Origin of the sequence: Photobacterium leiognathi (assembly GCF_030685535.1) — a bacterium.
Classification (GTDB): Bacteria; Pseudomonadota; Gammaproteobacteria; order Enterobacterales; family Vibrionaceae; genus Photobacterium; species Photobacterium leiognathi.
On sequence record NZ_CP131601.1, the window covers coordinates 956,593 to 972,574 of the forward strand.

14 protein-coding genes and 1 pseudogene are annotated in these 15,982 nt (G+C 41.1%); 8 read left to right on the forward strand and 7 right to left on the reverse strand.

The features are described from left to right. Positions 1-12: 12 nt before the first annotated feature. From Q7674_RS11670 to dinG, 4 genes are read right to left on the reverse strand one after another with little or no spacing between them, the layout of a single operon-like run. Positions 13-921 (reverse strand): histone deacetylase family protein, encoded by a 909-nt coding sequence (locus Q7674_RS11670; protein WP_045065968.1) that lies wholly within the window; start codon positions 919-921, stop codon positions 13-15. Positions 922-926: 5 nt separating this feature from the next. After that, complete coding sequence (priC, locus tag Q7674_RS11675) at positions 927-1,478, reverse strand: primosomal replication protein PriC (RefSeq protein ID WP_045065970.1); 552 nt, start codon at positions 1,476-1,478, stop codon at positions 927-929. 22 nt (positions 1,479-1,500) lie between these two features. Next, positions 1,501-2,274 (reverse strand): TSUP family transporter, encoded by a 774-nt coding sequence (locus Q7674_RS11680; RefSeq protein WP_045065971.1) that lies wholly within the window; start codon positions 2,272-2,274, stop codon positions 1,501-1,503. A gap of 23 nt (positions 2,275-2,297) precedes the next feature. After that, positions 2,298-4,376, reverse strand: a complete 2,079-nt coding sequence (gene dinG / locus Q7674_RS11685) for an ATP-dependent DNA helicase DinG (RefSeq protein WP_305423814.1) — start codon at positions 4,374-4,376, stop codon at positions 2,298-2,300. A gap of 686 nt (positions 4,377-5,062) precedes the next feature. Here dinG and Q7674_RS11690 point away from each other — a divergent pair. Continuing rightward, on the forward strand, positions 5,063-6,052 hold the full coding sequence (locus Q7674_RS11690; RefSeq protein WP_045065974.1) for a porin: 990 nt from the start codon (positions 5,063-5,065) through the stop codon (positions 6,050-6,052). A gap of 131 nt (positions 6,053-6,183) precedes the next feature. After that, on the forward strand, positions 6,184-6,819 hold the full coding sequence (locus tag Q7674_RS11695) for a YccT family protein (RefSeq protein WP_305423817.1): 636 nt from the start codon (positions 6,184-6,186) through the stop codon (positions 6,817-6,819). 69 nt (positions 6,820-6,888) lie between these two features. Here the strand turns inward: Q7674_RS11695 and Q7674_RS11700 are convergent, their stop codons facing one another. Beyond that, the gene (locus tag Q7674_RS11700; RefSeq protein ID WP_305423818.1) at positions 6,889-7,236 is read right to left on the reverse strand and encodes a conjugal transfer protein TraR; all 348 of its coding nucleotides are present in this window, start codon (positions 7,234-7,236) and stop codon (positions 6,889-6,891) included. A gap of 574 nt (positions 7,237-7,810) precedes the next feature. Between Q7674_RS11700 and Q7674_RS11705 the strand changes: the two genes are divergently transcribed. From Q7674_RS11705 to recR, 5 genes and pseudogenes are all read left to right on the forward strand, one after another. Continuing rightward, positions 7,811-8,245: a YbaN family protein gene (locus tag Q7674_RS11705; RefSeq protein ID WP_008986514.1), complete on the forward strand. Its 435-nt coding sequence runs from the start codon at positions 7,811-7,813 to the stop codon at positions 8,243-8,245. Positions 8,246-8,375: 130 nt separating this feature from the next. Continuing rightward, positions 8,376-8,921 carry an adenine phosphoribosyltransferase gene (apt, locus tag Q7674_RS11710; protein WP_008986515.1) on the forward strand — a complete coding sequence of 182 codons (546 nt, stop codon included), beginning with the start codon at positions 8,376-8,378 and terminating at the stop codon, positions 8,919-8,921. Positions 8,922-9,201: 280 nt separating this feature from the next. Then, positions 9,202-11,362, forward strand: a pseudogene (gene dnaX, locus Q7674_RS11715) (DNA polymerase III subunit gamma/tau). Positions 11,363-11,399: 37 nt separating this feature from the next. Then, positions 11,400-11,729, forward strand: coding sequence for a YbaB/EbfC family nucleoid-associated protein (locus tag Q7674_RS11720; RefSeq protein ID WP_045065978.1), 330 nt, complete (start codon positions 11,400-11,402; stop codon positions 11,727-11,729). Between the two features lie 3 nt (positions 11,730-11,732). Next, a complete protein-coding gene (gene recR / locus Q7674_RS11725; protein ID WP_023933036.1) occupies positions 11,733-12,332 on the forward strand; it encodes a recombination mediator RecR in 600 nt (199 codons plus the stop codon). 76 nt (positions 12,333-12,408) lie between these two features. Here the strand turns inward: recR and Q7674_RS11730 are convergent, their stop codons facing one another. Then, positions 12,409-12,954 (reverse strand): regulatory protein ToxS, encoded by a 546-nt coding sequence (locus Q7674_RS11730; protein ID WP_023933035.1) that lies wholly within the window; start codon positions 12,952-12,954, stop codon positions 12,409-12,411. Beyond that, positions 12,945-13,817, reverse strand: coding sequence for a transcriptional regulator (locus Q7674_RS11735; RefSeq protein ID WP_045065980.1), 873 nt, complete (start codon positions 13,815-13,817; stop codon positions 12,945-12,947). Before Q7674_RS11735 ends, Q7674_RS11730 begins: the two co-directional genes overlap by 10 nt. 194 nt (positions 13,818-14,011) lie before the next feature. Here Q7674_RS11735 and htpG point away from each other — a divergent pair, with 194 nt between their 5' ends. After that, the gene (gene htpG / locus Q7674_RS11740; protein ID WP_045065982.1) at positions 14,012-15,913 is read left to right on the forward strand and encodes a molecular chaperone HtpG; all 1,902 of its coding nucleotides are present in this window, start codon (positions 14,012-14,014) and stop codon (positions 15,911-15,913) included. The last annotated feature ends 69 nt before the right edge of the window (positions 15,914-15,982 follow it).

A 15,982-nucleotide genomic window follows, 5' to 3' on the forward strand; every position in this document is an offset into this window, starting at 1 on the left:
TTGTTTCTCATACTATTCATTATTTGTAGACAATGCTGCATAGATTAGCTGCATATGAAGATCGACTAACTCTTGGTGCTGCGCTTTGTAACCTCCGCCAATGACGGCTGCCACAGGAATATTTCTCTCTTTACACAAAGAAAGCACCGCATGATCTCTTTGGTAAAGCCCTGACGTTGAAACGTTAAAATATCCCAACTCATCGTGCTGGTGAATATCTACACCTGCATCATAAATCACTAAATCAGGCTGGTATTGTGCTAAAGCAAGGGGCAGTAAGCCAGTAAACGCATCGAGATAGTCTTCGGTTGAAGTTTCTCTTGGTAATGCGAGATCAATGGTTGAGTCAGGCTTTCGAGCAGGGAAGTTTTTATCACAATGAACGGAGAAGGTAATGATATTAGGATCATCAGCCAGTAATGTCGCGGTACCATCACCGTGGTGAACATCACAATCAATGATCATGACCTTATCGATATGGGTGTAACTAAGAGCATGTTTCGCAGCAAAGGCTAAATCGTTAAATAAACAAAAACCACTGCCGAAATCATGATGAGCATGGTGATAGCCGCCACTTAAATGAATAGCGATGCCGTGCTCTAATGCCAAATCGACGGTGAGTTGGGTACCGCCTGTTGAAAATAAGGTGCGCTCGATTAAAGCCTCACTCCATGGAAAACCAATTCGACGCATTTTAGCAGCTGGTAATTGATTGTTGCACAATGCATCAACGTATTCAGGCGCATGTAATGCTTTTACTTTGTTGATGTCAGCTTTATTCGGTTGGTGAACACTAACTTTATTTGCATGAGCCGAGTCTATAATCGCTTCATATAAAAGGCGATACTTGTTGATAGGATAGCGGTGCTTTTCTGGCAGTGATAACGCCGAATAGATCGGGTGGTAAACAAGAGGAAGCATAAACCTTAGCCTTTTTTCTCTCTGTTACTGATTTCCGTTTCGATTTTCACTAAAGCGGCTTGGCAACGGCTAATACGCCCCTCTAACGCTAAAATCTCTTTTTGTAATTGCTGTTGTTCAAATTGAGAGCCACAGCGACTGATCAATAGTTCTTTATCGCGTAGCATGGCTTTTAGGCGACGTTCCCAATCTTTGTGCTGATTTAAATCTTGATAGATCTCATTGATAGGTCTGCGCCATGCAGCTTTATTCTTTGGCTCTTTTTTACGAATATTCAGCGTTGCTAGCTCACGTTGAATGGCTTGGATTTGACTGACAATGCGTTCGCAAAGGTGCTGAGTCCTGGCTGGCAGTAAACGTCCCGCTTGCTGCTCACGCTGTAGTAGTTGCAGTTCATTGTGAACTTCATTAACACAGGGTGTGAGCAATTTACTTCTTGTTTTAAAAAGCTTTTCATCAAACAGTGGTTTAAAAGATTCACCACGTTTGCGATCAACCTCTGCTGCTTGTTGTTTTAATTGCTCAATTAATGAAATGAGACGAGATAAATCAATCATAAATACCTATTACAGCATGAAGTTAGAACCAAGCTTGCCAAGCCAGTTTAATTGCAAGGAGCAAAACGACAGTGACAAATACGGGGCGAATAAATTTAGCACCAAAGCGGATCGCAGAATGTGCCCCAATGTAGGCACCTAACATTAAGCAGACGCCCATTGTTAACCCTAGCGCAAAATTGACTTGGCCTAAAATGATGAAAGTAAGTAATGAGGTGATGTTACTGGTGAAATTCATCGCTTTTGCAAGACCACAAGCACGAAGCATATCTAGCCGATATAAAATCATGCTCGAAACCGTCCAAAATGCACCAGTACCGGGACCTGCAATGCCATCGTAAAAACCAATACTGGTGCCTTGTAGCCATTGTTTACCCTTAAATTTTGGCGTCACAGCAGGTAATGTTTGGTGCTCGTCTTTAGGCTGAGGGTGCCAAATGGTGTAAATGGCGACAGCAAAAATCACCAGTGGTAAGGCTTTTTCGAGTCCATCACTACTGATCAGATTAACGATGAGTGTACCAGTGATCGCACCAATCAAGGTTGCGATAAAAGAGGCAATCCAAAAGCGTGGTGAAAATAGGTTCTTCTTGTAGTAAGCCCATGCTGCCGTTGCAGAGGCAAAGCTGGCAGCAAGCTTATTGGTACCAAGTGCAATGTGAGGTGGTAAGCCTAGTGACAATAAAGCAGGAACAGTCAGCATGCCACCGCCACCAGCAACAGCGTCAATAAAACCAGCGGCTAGGGCAACGGCGCCAAGTATCAATAAGGTACTTGGCTCTATCATCTCAATCATGGGTTATTCTTTTTGTTATACGTTTAGTTATATTCAATAACCCGTTTAAATGGGGGTAGTGAGTCTAACAGTGCTTTGCCATATCGGCGGGTGATGATTCGACGATCAAGGATCACCACTCTACCAGAGTCTTGTTCTTTTCGCAGTAATCGCCCCGCAGATTGAATCAGCTTTTTACTCGCTTCTGGAACAGAAATTTGTAAGAAGGGGTTACCACCTCGGCTTTCAATATATTCTGCGTGTGCTTCTTCAACAGGTGAGGTCGGTACAGCAAATGGGATCTTAGTGATGATCAGGTTTGTGAGTAAATCACCCGGTAAATCAAGCCCTTCAGAAAAGCTGCCCGTACCAAACAAAATGCTTGGTTTACCTTTTTCACAGTTTTCTTTATGTTTTTTTAGGGTTTCATTACGTGACTCTTCACCCTGAACCAAGAGTTCCCACTTATTTTTCTTTGCTAGCGGTCGTAGGGCATCTGCCACTTTGTTCATCTGCCAGTATGATGAAAACAGCACTAGGCTTGCGGTTTCACCTTCAAGGTATTCTGGCAGTATGTCGATAAGTAAGTCAGTAAATGCTTCGGCTTGAGGTTCCATTTTTACAGCAGGAATAACCAAACGTGCATTATTTTGATAATCAAATGGTGAAGCCAATGCTAAAAAGCGTGTGCCATCAGATTCTGAAATACCCGCTTGGCGACAGAAGAAGCTAAATTGATTTAAAGCGCGTAATGTTGCTGAAACTAAAATTGAACCCGCAGCACGGCTCCAAAGTAGTTGATCGAGTCGATAACCGACTTCTAATGGTGATACTTCAATAATATAGTCATTCTCACGCTCAGGGCTTTTTTCTATCCAACGTGCTAATGGGGCACCTTTTTTGTTATTCGGTTGCGCCATTAAGGTCCAAACTTTTTCAAGGTTTTCGACACGTTGTAAGTAAAAGCCAACTTCAGTAAGTGCTTGCTCACCAATTCGAGGGATAATTTCATTTTCTTTCGTACGTTCTGAAATTAAATCTTGGATTTTCCCTAATGATTGCATGACTTTCTTACTAGCTTCTTTACAGCCTTTAGCTTCCTCTTCTAGCCATTGCGGTAATTCACCGTGTTCAAAACGATAGACCCCATCTTTATTGAAGATAGCGGGATCAATATTGTTAGCGATCTGGCTTAGGGTTGGGATCAAATGCTGGATGTTATCCTGTATTGCGTTTTGGAAGCGATTCGCTTTCTGATAATCCGCTAATTCAGCGTATTTGCTGACGTTTTGATTCAGTTTTTCTAGCCAGTTAGCAGCGCCTTTTAAACTAGCGGCTGCGGATGAGAAATCCCGTGCCACTTGCGGTAAGTGGTGAGCTTCGTCAATCACATAAATAGTTTGCTCTGGCTCGGGTAAAATAACGCCACCGCCTAGCTCAATATCAGCCATTAATAAGGCGTGGTTAGCCACAATCACATCGGCTTTATCTAGATGTTCACGGGCTTTTGCGAATGGACAAGTGCGGTGTTTTGGCATACCGGCATGACAGCTATGTTTATCCGCCATGATTTGCATCCAAACACGATCAGGAATCGTGGTTGACCAACTGTCACGATCGCCATCCCACTTGTTTTGCTCAGATGCTTTAAGCATGCGCTTAAGAAGCTCAAGATCAGACTTCTTCGGTTTTTCTTCCCACATAGCAAGTTGTGGATCACCTTCTGGCGAACAACAAGCCTCAAGCTTGTGGTTACAACAATAGCGCTGACGTCCTTTAGCCAGAATAAAGCTAAATTCCTTTGGGAAAATTTGATTAAACAGCGGTAAATCTTTGTTAATCAACTGCTCTTGTAGCGCAACAGTCGCCGTTGAGATCAATAATTTTTTATTGTTAAACAGAGCGAAGGGGATCCCACCAAGTAAATAAGATAAAGACTTACCAATCCCAGTGCCTGCTTCTGCAACGAGCATTCTATTTTTCTTGTGGTATTCCCCTGCCAATGTTTTCGCAATTTCTGATACCAAATAGTTTTGTGCGCGACGAGGGATGAAGTTGTCTAGTTGTTTTCCTAGGTTCTCATAACATTGCTTGATATCGGTTTTTACTTGGCTGTGTAGCATGGTTGAAACTTCATAATGGCAGGGACGGGCATTGTAGCACGAAGTAGTAGAGTGCAAAGGGAATAACATTATCGAGTGTTGAGTTGGCAATTAATGATATGTGTTTTGTTTACTACTTTCTTTTTTCCGTGCTTTTAAGGTTAGACCCTATGCCAGTAGAAAATAATACTGCCTTGAAGTTGATTATAGTGAGGATGTTTAAGTGTTCAGAGAGAATAACCGAGCATAAATGTGTGAGTTATTGTGGAACTGATCACGATTCTGAATACAGGTATGCAATGTTAAATACCAGAAATGTCGGTTGACAATGATCGTTCGAACAAGATGTTTTTTTAAGTTGAATGTGCTTATTTGCTTTTATTAATTGGGTGTTTGAGGTTTTTTATTCTATTTATTTACACTTTTTAATAACTTAAATAACGCAGAATATACCATTTAAGAGTGTTTGTTATTTGTGATTTAAGTTGGTAACTGGTTGAAAAGTAATGTTGTTTTATGTTTTTTTATGTTTAATTTAGAAAATTTGACATAAAGAATGAACTTCTGTCAGGATGTGTACCACAAACACTAACTCCTTGTTATTTTAGTTTTTTATTTTTAGAACTGGTGTGTAACAAGGAGAATATAAACAGGAGTGCCGGGAATGGTTCTCCATAAATAAGATAAAGAAAGGCAGTGGATTTATCATGAAAAAAACTCTTCTAGCTCTTGCTGTAGTTGCAGCAGGTTCAGCAAACGCAGGCATCAACCTATACGACGCAAACGGTGTTAAAGTAGACCTATCTGGTGCTGCTGAAGTTCAATACCGTGAAGATTACAACCCATTCAACGATGCAGAGCTACGTATTGATGACGCAGACCTAGCAATCAACACTTCTGTTGCTATTTCTGATCAGCTAAGTGCTGTTGCTGGTACAGCATTCGAATACGAAGATGGTGATGTTCGTAACGATGAACTATGGGCTGGTTTCTCTAGTGATTTCGGTACACTAACATTCGGTCGTCAATACATGATTTCTGATGACTCAGGTGTTGGTAAAGACTATGAGTTAGGTTCAGAGAGCATTGATTTTGTTCAAACTAACGGTAATGAAGTAGTTAAATACGTTTACGATAACGGTACATTCTACTTTGGCGCATCTCACGATATTAAAGATAGCGGTGTTATCGTTGATAAAAATGGTGTGACTCACCAAGATCGTGACACATCAATCACTGACGCACGTATCGGTTACCGTGTAGCGGGTCTTGATGCACGTGTTTACTACTACAACGGTGACAATGTAGCTGGAACTTCTTTCTTCAACGGTGTTGTTGATGTTGAAGGTTATAACGTAGAAGCTGAGTACGGTTTCGGTGCCGTAGGTCTAGCTGCATCTTTCGGTCAAGTTGAATACAAAAACTCATTTGGTGCAGATAAATTACGTGCAAACGTATACCAAGTTGCTGCTGATTACACCATTGACAAGACAACTTTTGCAATTGGTTACAACAACTATGACCGTCGTGACGAGTCTGGTGATAACTACGCTGTTTACGCTAACGTAACGCAACAGCTTCACAGCAACGTTAAAGTGTACGCAGAAATTGGCGACACAGACGTTAAATTCTCTGATGGTAAAAATGTACGTAGTGCAGATTTCGGTTACGTAGCAGGTATGGAAGTTAAGTTCTAATTGTAGAATTAACTGTTAAGAAGCCGCCGCTTTTGGCGGCTTTTTTTATTATTTAATTAAGTCGTTTCTATAACGATTATGGTTTGTGATCATTATCGACATGGCTTAATGCGTATTAGTAGGGATATAGAATGAAAAAAATATTATTGTTAGTCGCATTATTTTCTGGTGCTGTTAATGCGGCAACACTATCGGTAGGGAATAATCTTGAGCTGTTGGTTGTTGATGGTAAGGAAGTAAAATCAGGTCGTTTTTCTCATGCTGAAAGCGTTGAATTATCTGAAGGTAAACACCAAGTCGTTGTTCGCTTTGATGGTGAAGTAAAGCGTGGCTCAAAGAAAGTCATTTATACAACGCGCCCATATCTTTTTGATGTCAATATGACCTCGCAAGATGCAGAAATCACCTTGCCACGTTTAACATCAGAATCACAAGCGAAAGCATATTTTGCGCGTGACCCTCAGTGGACACTTGAAACTGCGACAGGCGCAACAACATTATCTGCGGTTGAATTGATTGGTGATGGTTTAGGTGCCTACAGTGATATTCCTGCACTTGTGGCTGAATACAATAAAGAAAATGGCATTATTATTGAAAATGGCAAACCGATTGATTTACAGAAAACCGTGGTTGAAGTTGATGATAAAACAGGAAAAGTTCAAATTACGGGCGATGCGTTAACACAATTAAAACTGTGGTATAGCAAGGCATCACAGGAAGAGAAAAAAACATTTAAAATTTGGATGGCTGAGCACGACTTTAGTTAAGCTTTAGTTATCTCAATAAAAAACAAAGGGCAGCAATATTCGCTGCCCTTTGTTTATATTATTTGGCAACTAATTATGGTGATAACGACTGTGTTCGCGGCAGGCTTTACAACGTGGTTGTGCAGGATCTTGTTCTAAATCACCAAATTCGATCTCTTCTTCACAGTCTGTACATAAGCCATACATGCCAAGTTTAAAAGAACACACTGCGGCATCCACTTTCTCTAGGCGCATTGCTGTATCAAACAGTGCAGGAATGAATGATGCTTTTACCATGGCAATAAGATCATTGAGCTCAGCGTTTTGAATTTTTTCTGGATCGGTAACGAGGCTATTGAGCAGAATTTTATTTTTTAATTCTTCCGCTAGGGTTGAAAACTCTGTGTTTAGCGGGCTCTGTAATTGTTGATAATTCATGTCTACCATTGCCGTAATGATTGGTTCAATAGGGGAAATTAAACATCACTGTCATTTTTATGGGGTTCAATACAGAACTAGACATAAGCGAAAAAATCCAAATATCAGCTTAGCTTTCTAGTCTTTTTTAAGTTTAGGCGATATTCATTTTAGGGTTGTGATTTGAATCAAGTCTTTGTGTAAATATGACTAAATACCCTTATTTTATTTCGTTTTTTGCCAGAAAAATTATCAGCTAAAATAGCTTAGTAACAAAACTGTATGAAATTTAACAATTCGCTCGTTCGGTAAAGAGTACTGTCAATTATCTTAAATAAGGAAGTAGAGATGGATCATGAATTTAAAGACCCGTACAGCGCAAAATATTTCTTCTGTTTACTGGCTGTTTTACTACTGCCAACCTTACCTGCAATACTGACCTCACTGGAGCTTTTTGTCGGTTAATATAGATAAGCCATGTTATTAACGATATGTATATCCATTATTTTGATTTATAAGGCTTAATCAGCTCTATACTAAAGTTGTGTCTTGCTTCAATATGGAGGTTGCAATGAATACAAGGAATAGCGTCATAATGCGACAGCACGTTGATTTCAAAACCAGAATTGTTTCCTCTTTATATGTTTCAGTAGGGGCGATTAGTGTGGTTCTTGGTGTTTTAGGGATTTTTTTACCCTTGTTACCGACCACCCCATTTTTATTGTTAGCCAGTGCTTGTTTTATGCGTGGATCGCCACGGTTAAATCGCTGGCTACATCAACATCCTACCTTTGGACCAATATTAAATAATTGGCATCAACACCGTGCAGTTTCTTCTACTGTTAAACGTCGTGGTAATATTATGATTGTTTGCAGTTTTTTATTTTCTATCGTGATCGTTCCATTATGGTGGCATAAAGCTATGTTGCTTGTGATGGCTGCGGTTCTGCTTTTCTTTTTTAATCGCTTAACGGTTATTGATAAACCAAGCGAGAGCACGTTTGTTGCTGAGGCAAAAGAAAAACAATAAACTGCATCAATTACTCATGGCGGGTCATATTTCGTTCTCTCCGTCTGAGTTAATGACTGCGCTTAACTGTAAAGGCGTTGTATTTCTATCATGTGATACTTATTAGTATTGTGAAGGCACGGAAACGATTATGAACCAAGATACAATCAACTTGATCTCAAACAGCATTAAATCAATTCAAGATTACCCTAAACCAGGGATCTTATTCCGTGATGTGACGAGCTTGATGGAACAACCTGAAGCATACCGTGCAACCATTGATGTTTTAGTTGAAAAGTATAAAGATCAAGGTATTACAAAAATCATTGGTACAGAAGCACGTGGCTTTCTTTTTGGTGCGCCACTGGCATTGGCATTAGGTGTAGGTTTTGTGCCTGTCCGTAAGCCAGGCAAATTACCTCGTGAAGTGATTGCTGAAAGCTATGAGCTTGAATACGGTAAAGATACCTTAGAAATTCATAAAGATGCGATTTCTGAAGGCGATCGTGTACTATTGGTTGATGATTTGCTAGCAACAGGCGGTACGATTGAAGCGACAACTAACTTAGTGCGTCGTCTTGGCGGTACTGTTGAAGATGCGGCATTTGTTATTAACCTGCCTGATATCGGTGGCGAAGCGCGTCTACAAGGTCTTGGTCTGAACGTATTTTCTATTTGTGACTTCCCTGGTCACTAATCACGTAAATTGAGTTCAATTAGCAGTGAGTAAGTATTTGGCTTACTTGCTGTTAATTTGCTTAATCATTACTCGCTCAATAATCTCTTCTCTCGCTCAAAAATCCGCAATATGCTAGCATTAACACGTATTTCAGTGTCAGCATGCAATGCCTTGCTATTTCGTTTATTTTCTTAGAATACCTTTATTTTTTATCTGCAAATAATTGGCTAAGTGAATAAAAGAAATAGAGGCGAGTGGTGTTATAAGACGCTGTCTAGATAGAGTAAGGTAGTTATTAATGAGTTATCAGGTTCTGGCCCGAAAATGGCGTCCATCTCAGTTTTCTGATGTGGTCGGTCAGTCACATGTGTTGACAGCCTTAGGCAATGCGTTAACGCAAAATCGCCTTCATCATGCGTATTTATTTAGTGGAACTCGCGGTGTGGGTAAGACCACTATCGCGCGTATTTTCGCTAAAGGATTAAACTGTGAAGAAGGGATCACAGCAACACCATGTGGTAAGTGTGCAACCTGTCGTGAAATCGATGAAGGTCGCTTTGTTGACTTATTAGAGATCGATGCAGCTTCTCGTACCAAGGTAGAAGATACCCGCGAATTGCTTGATAACGTTCAGTACAAACCTGCACGTGGGCGTTTTAAAGTGTACCTTATTGATGAGGTGCACATGTTATCTCGTCATAGTTTCAATGCCTTACTAAAAACATTAGAAGAGCCGCCTGAGTACGTTAAATTTATTTTAGCAACAACGGATCCACAGAAACTACCAGTTACTATTCTATCTCGCTGTTTACAGTTTCATTTAAAGCATTTAGATCACCAACAGATCCAAGAGCAACTAGCAAAAGTATTGACGGAAGAAAAAGTTGAATATGAAGCAAAAGCATTGGGTTTATTAGCACGTGCCGCCGAAGGCAGTATGCGTGATGCCTTAAGTTTAACGGATCAGGCGATTGCATTAGGTAATGGTCAAGTTGGTGCTGACAATGTCGCTGCGATGCTGGGTACATTAAATACTGACCAAGCGTTATTTTTGCTTGAAGCAGTGGCGAAATCCGATGCAAATATTGCGATGGATACGTTACAACAGTTAGCGAATGTGGGTGTTGAATGGGATAGTTTATTGCGTGAGTTGGCGAGCCAATTACACCGTGTGGCAATGTATCAAGCTTTGCCAGCAAGCCTTGATGAAGCACTACCTGATGCTGAACGCGTAAGCTTGTTAAGCCAAGTGATGACACCACAAGATGTTCAATTGTGTTATCAAATTGCGCTGCAAGGCCGTCAAGATTTAGGTTATGCACCGGATGGTCGAACTGGTCTTGAAATGGTTTTACTGCGTATGCTGGCATTTCGACCTGTAGCATCAACAGGCATTCAGCCTCAAGCGATTACTGTACCCAGTGTGCAGCCGACAACGCCAGCTCCTGCCGTAAACTCAGCAGGGCAAGGTGTATCTCGAGTACAAGCTCTAAAAGCACAAATGCAAGTGAGTCATACTGAATCGGCACCTCAAGTTGCCCCTATTGCTCAGCCAACGGTACAACAACAGGTTCCTCCAATGCAGCCAAGTGCACCAGCAGCATCACCAATGCAAGAGATGCCGCCAGTCGCGCCAAGCCATGACGTTTCAATGACACCTGGCTGCATCAATGAATACGCCTGCGCCACAAACTACTGAGGCTCCCGCTCGTGGTGCATCAGCCGCAAGTGGCTTATTAGCGGCAAGAAATCGACTACGCAGTCAAAAACGTGGTCAAGAAGAGATGCCGGGTCAAACAGTAAAAAAGGCCCCAACGACGTTAGCTAAAAAAGTCACATCGTCAGTGTTAGATCGCGTTGCCAGCAAGCAAAAAGCGATGCCTGTAAGTGCTCAACATGTGATGCCGACGTCGAATGTAGCTACTCAACAACAGGTAGCAGAAGATCAAGAATACCGTTGGAAACCAACGGCAAAGCCAGAACATGAACAGCTGAAAAAGGTTGATGTTGCACCACGCGTTTTAAAGAAAGCACTGGAGCACGAAAAAACACCTGAAATGACAAAAATACTTGTCAATGAAGCAGCAAATCAGGATAGTTGGGCAAACTTAGTGACACAGCTAGATGTGGGTAAATTGATCCAACAGCTAGCATTGAACTCTTCTTTTGAGCAGCAAGGTGAGCAGATCACCTTACATCTTCGTGCCGCACAACAGCATTTAAATGGTGAGCGTGCCAAAGAGCAATTAAGTAGTGCATTAAGTAGCGTATTAGGACATCCAGTAGCGTTGAATATCGTACTGGGTGAAGAAGGAATAACACCGTTAGAATTACGTGAAGAGCTGTATCAACAGAAGTTGCTACATGCCAAGCAAAGCTTAGATAACGATCCGAATGTGATGTTTATCTGCCAGCGTTTTGCAGCACAACTTGATGAAGACAGTGTTCGACCAATTTAAAGGTTTTTAACCAGACCAAGATAGAGAGAGAAGAGATATGTTTGGTAAAGGTGGCATGGGTAACATGATGAAGCAGGCGCAACAAATGCAAGAGCGCATGCAGAAGATGCAAGAAGAAATTGCAAACATGGAAGTAACAGGTGAGTCTGGTGCTGGCCTTGTTAAAGTAACTATCACTGGTAGCCACAGCGTACGTCGTGTTGATATTGATGAAAGTCTAATGGAAGACGACAAAGACATGCTAGAAGATCTAATCGCTGCTGCATTTAACGATGCTGCACGTCGTATCGAAGAAGCACAAAAAGAGAAAATGGCAGCAGTAACTGGCGGTATGAACCTACCTGCTGGTTTTAAAATGCCATTCTAATTAATGCGTACCAGTCATTTACTGGAGCATTTAATGGAAGCCTTACGTTGTCTACCTGGGGTTGGTCCTAAGTCAGCACAGCGTATGGCTTTTAGTTTGCTGCAGCGTAATCGCCAAGGCGGTTTACAACTTGCTGATGCCTTAAGTCAAGCAATGACTGAAATTGGTCATTGTCGAGATTGTCGAACCTTTACTGAAGATGATGTGTGCGCAATCTGCGATAACCCTCGTCGTCAGGAAAATGGTTTGATCTGTGTGGTGGAAAGCCCAGCAGATATTGTTGCTGTAGAAGCAACAGGGCAGTTTTCAGGTCGTTATTTTGTATTGATGGGACACCTATCACCACTTGATGGGATTGGTCCTTCAGATATCGGTTTAGATCGGTTAGAAGAGCGACTACAGCAAGAAACGATCAGTGAATTAATTCTAGCGACTAATCCAACGGTAGAGGGGGAAGCAACAGCACATTACATTGCTGAGCTTTGCCATGAGTATGGTGTTCCTGCAAGCCGTATCGCTCACGGTGTGCCTGTTGGTGGTGAGTTAGAGCTTGTTGATGGTACAACGTTATCGCACTCGTTAGCGGGACGACAGCGTTTATAATTGACAAATAAGATAAAGAAAAACCGCGCTGTTGAGCGCGGTTTTTTTATGTCTACGTTATCTCTTACATAAACAATTAGAGCGAATAAAGAATATTTGAGCCGTAGGTTAAACTGGTTAATAGTAGCGAATTTTTGTTAATTACATCGATACGTCGGCTTTCTTGCGCATTCATTCTAAAAATGTCTTTAACAACATTCAGTTGCTTGTTGTCAAAATCCATGTTTGTTCCTGAAGTCACATCTTTAAATTCAGTTGGCTCAGTGAGTAGATAGCCACCGCTGACATCCCAGCGACCAGATTCAGAAATATGAATCGTTAATGGTTTCGGGTTTTCACTGTAAAGCTCTAACATCGTAATGCGTGAGTAAGTATGGTTGGGTAAATACACCATATTACTGCTTTGTTTGACTTTACGTAGCGTTCCTAAACTCTCAAGCTGGGTTGGTTCAATACGGCTAAAGGTTGTACTTTGCCATTCACGTGACATTAGCAATTGTTCTTGCTTGTAATCGGTTGAAAAATAAACCCAACTACAAATAGCAATTGATAATGCCAGAACACCAAAGGGCCAGTATTTACGAATTACTTGCGGCAGTGTTAAGGATGTATTTACTGACATAGTTTCGTATTATCCTCATGGCTGGTAAGTAAACGTAAGGTGATATTTTCCATAGGTACTGTACTGCTATGTAAATAGTTCAAGTACAGTTGATTGTTCTGTCCACCTGTTACGATAACTTCAGTCGGTTTCCCTTCATTCTTATGATTTCGTAAGTAGCTAGAGACGCAGCCACTGATCATATCATTCCAATCTTTAACCACAGGATTACTGATCGGTGTGTAGACGGTAATACCCTCTACTTGGAGTAACGGACGAAATGCTGCTGATTTTGGCGGCATACTGATGTTTACAGCCACCGGTAGAATTAATGCGATAATTAACGCAACCCAACCTAACCAGCTTAACTGTGTTTTTGATCTTTCAGCTATTTTGTCAGATGGTGCTTCTTCAGTTTCTTCTAGCGTATCAACCGTATGTTCAGAATCACCCGTCATAGCAGGGTTGTCGATGGTGTTCTCGACATCTACAGAAGGTGTTGTGCTAAGTGACTCAGTAACTTCATCTTTTTCTTCGCCCAAATAAGGCTCAACCGTCGCAATGACTTGATAACCACGCTTAGGCACAGTTTTTACAAAAGCAGGGGATTTTGTTGAGTCTTTTAATGCTTTACGTAAAGTTGAAATTGCCTGAGTTAAGCTAGAGTCATCAACTTCAAAGCCTTGCTCTCGCCATACATAATCATGAATACGCTGACGGGTAATAATGACACTTGGATCTTCAATAAGCAGACTTAGCGCACGGCTTTCGTTACTACCCAAACGGATTAATTCATTATTTTCCAGTTTATCAATCAAACTATTATCGTTTGGATCAAAGATAAATCGTTTACCGATTAAAAACTTTTTTGCATGTGTAAGCATTTACTTAACCTTAGCAATGGTACTCAGATATTCATTGTTCTATAAGTTTGCTGAATATTTTCTGAATCTAAAAAATATAAAACCGAATATGAAAAAATCTAAAAAGTAAAAAACGTGTTATTTTAGGTTGAAATTATACCGTTTGACCATATTTATCTTAAAAATAACCACTAACAAATTTTTGGGGTGTTAAGATGAGCGAGCAAGTAGTTGATAAAAATAAGGAAACTCGTGGTTTTCAGTCAGAAGTAAAACAGTTACTTCATCTGATGATCCATTCACTTTACTCAAATAAAGAGATTTTCTTACGTGAATTGATCTCAAATGCTTCGGATGCAGCAGATAAGTTACGTTTTAAAGCATTGTCTCAATCTGATTTGTACGGTGACGATTCAAATTTATGTGTGAAGCTGTCTGTTAATGAGCAAACAGGTACCTTAACTATTAGTGATAATGGTATCGGTATGACACGTGAACAAGTGATTGAGCATCTAGGTACTATTGCAAAATCGGGCACGAAAGAGTTCTTTGCTCAGCTAAAAGAAGATGAGAGTAAAGACTCACAATTGATCGGTCAGTTTGGTGTTGGCTTCTATTCTGCATTTATTGTGGCTGATTCTGTAACAGTCAATACCCGTGCAGCAGGTGCGGCGGCAGACGAAGCGGTAAGCTGGCAATCAGCGGGTGAAGGTGACTACAGCATTGAGAACATCACTAAGCCAACTCGTGGTACTGATATTATTCTTCACCTACGTGAAGATGAAAAAGAATTTTTAAATGAGTACCGCTTACGTGAAATCGTAGGTAAATATTCTGATCACATTGGTATTCCTGTGTTCATCCAAACAGAAGAAAAGGATGAAGAAGGCAATGTAACAGGGACTAAGTGGGATCAAATTAACAAAGCCCAAGCGCTTTGGACCCGCAATAAGTCGGACATCAGCGAAGAAGAATACAAAGAGTTTTACAACCACGTAGCACATGACTACGCAGAGCCATTAACGTGGGCACACAACCGCGTTGAAGGTAAGCAAGATTACACTAGTCTGTTATACATTCCATCTAAAGCACCGTGGGATTTAAATAACCGTGATGGCCAGCATGGCTTAAAACTGTATGTACAACGTGTGTTCATTATGGATGACGCGCAACAGTTCATGCCAACCTACCTACGTTTTATTCGCGGCTTAATTGACTCAAATGATCTGCCACTGAACGTATCACGTGAAATTCTGCAAGATAACAAAGTGACTCAAGCCCTACGTAAAGCATGTACTAAACGTGTTCTGCAAATGCTTGAGCGCATGGCGAAGAACGATGCTGAGAAGTACCAAACATTCTGGAAAGAGTTTGGTCAGGTATTAAAAGAAGGTCTAGCGGAAGATTTTGCAAACCGTGACAAGATCGCTAACTTACTTCGTTTCAGCTCAACAGAAAATGATGCGCAAGAGCAAACGGTATCATTAGCTGATTATGTAAGCCGCATGAAAGAAGGCCAAGATAAGATTTATTATCTAACGGCGGATAACTTCAATGCTGCAAAACACAGCCCACACCTAGAGCAATTCCGCGCTAAAGGTTTGGAAGTGGTTCTGATGTACGATCGTATTGATGAATACCTAATGGGTCACTTACCAGAATTTGAAGGTAAGCTGTTCCAAGCGATCACGAAATCAGATCTTGATCTGTCTAACTTCGATGATGAAGAAGCGAAAGAAAAGCAAAAAGAGACAGAAAAAGAATTTGCTTCAGTGGTTGAGCGTACGAAAGGTTACCTTGGTTCACGTGTGAAAGATGTACGTGCAACGTTCAAACTTCACGACACACCAGCGGTTGTGGTCACTGATGAACATGAGATGGGTACACAAATGGCGAAGCTGCTAGCAGCGGCAGGCCATGAAGCACCAGAAGTACAATACATCTTCGAGCTAAACCCAGAGCATGCGTTAGTTAAGAAAATGGCAGATGAAGCGGATGAAGAAGTGTTCAGCCGCTGGGTGGAATTCTTGCTAGGTGAAGCAATGTTAGCAGAGCGCGGTACGATGGATGACCCATCTCAGTTCCTTGCTGCAATTAACAAGTTGCTGATTAAATAACCAAATAACTTACATATATCAAATACTATTCTGATAAAGCATGTAAACGCAGCCCAGTGATTGTACTGG

Bases quoted from the DNA above. Each gene is read 5' to 3' on its own strand.
- Q7674_RS11670 (WP_045065968.1), bottom strand. From the start codon at position 921: ATGCTTCCTCTTGTTTACCACCCGATCTATTCGGCGTTATCACTGCCA.
- priC (WP_045065970.1), bottom strand. From the start codon at position 1,478: ATGATTGATTTATCTCGTCTCATTTCATTAATTGAGCAATTAAAACAA.
- Q7674_RS11680 (WP_045065971.1), bottom strand. From the start codon at position 2,274: ATGATTGAGATGATAGAGCCAAGTACCTTATTGATACTTGGCGCCGTT.
- dinG (WP_305423814.1), bottom strand. From the start codon at position 4,376: ATGCTACACAGCCAAGTAAAAACCGATATCAAGCAATGTTATGAGAAC.
- Q7674_RS11690 (WP_045065974.1), top strand. From the start codon at position 5,063: ATGAAAAAAACTCTTCTAGCTCTTGCTGTAGTTGCAGCAGGTTCAGCA.
- Q7674_RS11695 (WP_305423817.1), top strand. From the start codon at position 6,184: ATGAAAAAAATATTATTGTTAGTCGCATTATTTTCTGGTGCTGTTAAT.
- Q7674_RS11700 (WP_305423818.1), bottom strand. From the start codon at position 7,236: ATGAATTATCAACAATTACAGAGCCCGCTAAACACAGAGTTTTCAACC.
- Q7674_RS11705 (WP_008986514.1), top strand. From the start codon at position 7,811: ATGCGACAGCACGTTGATTTCAAAACCAGAATTGTTTCCTCTTTATAT.
- apt (WP_008986515.1), top strand. From the start codon at position 8,376: ATGAACCAAGATACAATCAACTTGATCTCAAACAGCATTAAATCAATT.
- Q7674_RS11720 (WP_045065978.1), top strand. From the start codon at position 11,400: ATGTTTGGTAAAGGTGGCATGGGTAACATGATGAAGCAGGCGCAACAA.
- recR (WP_023933036.1), top strand. From the start codon at position 11,733: ATGCGTACCAGTCATTTACTGGAGCATTTAATGGAAGCCTTACGTTGT.
- Q7674_RS11730 (WP_023933035.1), bottom strand. From the start codon at position 12,954: ATGTCAGTAAATACATCCTTAACACTGCCGCAAGTAATTCGTAAATAC.
- Q7674_RS11735 (WP_045065980.1), bottom strand. From the start codon at position 13,817: ATGCTTACACATGCAAAAAAGTTTTTAATCGGTAAACGATTTATCTTT.
- htpG (WP_045065982.1), top strand. From the start codon at position 14,012: ATGAGCGAGCAAGTAGTTGATAAAAATAAGGAAACTCGTGGTTTTCAG.